Annotated in this window: 3 protein-coding genes; 1 reads left to right on the forward strand and 2 read right to left on the reverse strand. The window is 76.2% G+C overall.

Annotated features, from left to right (window positions below):
- Positions 1-935, reverse strand: a 935-nt coding sequence (locus DZG00_RS14815) for an ice-binding family protein (RefSeq protein WP_147360040.1), incomplete at its 3' end; no start/stop codon positions are given.
- Between the two features lie 99 nt (positions 936-1,034).
- On the opposite strand from DZG00_RS14815, the gene DZG00_RS14820 reads away from it, so the two are divergent.
- Positions 1,035-1,457, forward strand: a complete 423-nt coding sequence (locus DZG00_RS14820; RefSeq protein ID WP_119383238.1) for a GNAT family N-acetyltransferase — start codon at positions 1,035-1,037, stop codon at positions 1,455-1,457.
- A gap of 19 nt (positions 1,458-1,476) precedes the next feature.
- Here DZG00_RS14820 and DZG00_RS14825 read toward each other — a convergent pair whose 3' ends face one another.
- On the reverse strand, positions 1,477-2,115 hold the full coding sequence (locus DZG00_RS14825; RefSeq protein WP_233549228.1) for a hypothetical protein: 639 nt from the start codon (positions 2,113-2,115) through the stop codon (positions 1,477-1,479).
- Positions 2,116-2,200: the final 85 nt, after the last annotated feature.

Consider the following 2,200-nt stretch of genomic DNA (forward strand, 5'->3'; position numbering starts at 1 on the left):
ACGCCGGAGGTGGGCGTGGGCGTGGGCGACGGGGTCGGCGTCGGGCCGCCGGTGGGGCCGCCGGGCGTGGGCGTGGATCCCGCGGGCGGGGTGGGCGACGGCGCCGGCGTGGACGAGGGCGCCGGGGTCGGCGTGACGACGGGCGTCGTGCCGGAGCCGATGGGCGAAGTGGTGGTGCCGCAGGTGGAGGAGATGAACGCGTCGTCGTCGAGCGTGACGGAGCCGTTGCGGGCCAGCATGCGGCCGTCGACCGTGGAGCCCGTGCCGACGGAGACGCTCGTGAGCGCGAGGACCGTGCCCGCGAATCCGGAGCCCGTGCCGAGCGTCGCGGAGCTCGAGACCTGCCAGAACACGTTGCAGGCCTGGGCGCCGTTGACGAGCGACACCCGGCTGCCGGAGCCGGTGGTGAGCGACGACGGGGCCTGGATGATGAAGACGGCCGAGGGGTCGCCCTGGGCGTCGAGCGTGACCGTGCCGGTGTTGGCGAGCGGGCCGGCGGCCGTGTGCACGCCGGGGGTGAGGGTGGATCCGACGAGGTCGGCGGGCACGGCGGCGGTGGTGGGGCGGCCGGCCGCGTCGTCGTACGCGGTGGTGAGGTCGGACTGGGCCTGGCCGGCCGCGGCGTCGGCCGCGTGCGTGGCGCCGCCGACGACGCCGGGCGGGAAGCCCGTGACGGACGCGGAGGGGCTGGTGCCGAGATCCGCCGAGAGGGTGGTGGGGCCGGTGTTGGTGACGCCCTGGCCGGCGAGCACCGAGTACGACGCGGCGGTGCCGAGGCCCACGGTGGCGGTGGCGGCGAACGCGCTGGCCGGGGCGAGGAGGGCGGCTCCGAGGCCGGAGGCCGCGACGGCGGCGACGGCCAGCGAGGCGATGGCGAGGGACCCGGATCGGGTCCGCCGAGATGAGGACGTGCAGGCGTGGCGCGACTGGTGCATGGACAGCTCTCGTCGGAAGGGTCAGCGGGCGGAACCGCGACCGTATCGAGGGGCGGTCATCGCGCGAGCGTCGACTGCACAGGCCGGTACGGTGACGGGGTGATCCCCATCGCCGACGAGGTCCCCGCCCGCGCCGAGCTGCTGGAGCTCTACGGATCCGTCGGCTGGTCCGTCTACACGCGCGACCCCGGGCGGCTCGAGCGGGCGCTCGCCGGATCCGACCTCGTCGCCACCGCGCGCGACGACACCGGCCGCCTCGTCGGCCTCGTGCGCACCGTGGGCGACGGGGCGACGATCTGCTACGTGCAGGACCTCCTCGTGCGGCCCGACCTGCAGCGCGGCGGGATCGGCCGCGCGCTCCTCGAGCACGTGCGCGCGAGCCAGCCGGCCGGCGTGCTCCTCGTGCTCACCACCGACGCGGGCGGCACCGAGGACGGCGACCGCTCGCACCCCTTCTACCGCTCGCTCGGCTTCGCCCCGCACGCCGAGCAGGGGCTCGCGGCGTTCTCGATGCGGGTCTGACGGGGGCGCTCGCGCGTCCTCAGCGCGGCAGGGCGCTCGCGCTCTGCGGATCCTCGATCAGCCGCACCGTGTCGTCCCGGTCGAGGCTCCCCGGGAAGTTGAGGTGCGTGAAGCGGCCGTCGGGATCGTAGGAGGCGGTGGGCGTCTGGATGTCGGAGCCCCGCACCGCCGCGAGGAGAGCCGTCGTCCGCTCGGGCGAGAGCGCGTCGGTCGGGCCGATCGCGAGGACGACGCGGAACGCGGCGCCGTCGGCGAGGTCGAGGCGGATGACGAGCGGATCCCGCCGCGGACGCTTCCGGGGCTTGTCGTAGCGGGACTCCCGCGGGACCGGCGCGATGTCGATGCGGGCCCTGACGAGTTCGGAGAACGGCCGCTCCTTCCCGCGCAGGCGCAGGACGCCGCGGTGCGCGTCGATGTCGAGCGCCGGCGTGAGACGCGTGATGACGAGGAGCAGGAGCGCCCCCGCGGCGACGATGCCGACCACGGCGGTGGCCGCGACGGTGAGCCAGCCTCCGCCGACGGCGTCCTCCAGGCGTCGGCCCAGGTAGCCGAGCGGGTTCATGCTGAGCCACGCGACCAGGAGGAACCAGCCGCTCCCGAAGAGCAGCCGCTGCCGGTACGTGGGCGCGGGGATCCGCACCCACCCGGCGTCGGCCACGCGTCAGCTCCCGTCGGCGGGGCGGGCGGGCTCGGCGGGCCCGGAGGGGTCGGCCGAGCCGGTCGCGGTCGCGGTGGCCTCCGTC

It is taken from the genome of Clavibacter lycopersici, assembly GCF_003576405.1.
In the GTDB taxonomy this organism is placed as follows: domain Bacteria; phylum Actinomycetota; class Actinomycetes; order Actinomycetales; family Microbacteriaceae; genus Clavibacter; species Clavibacter lycopersici.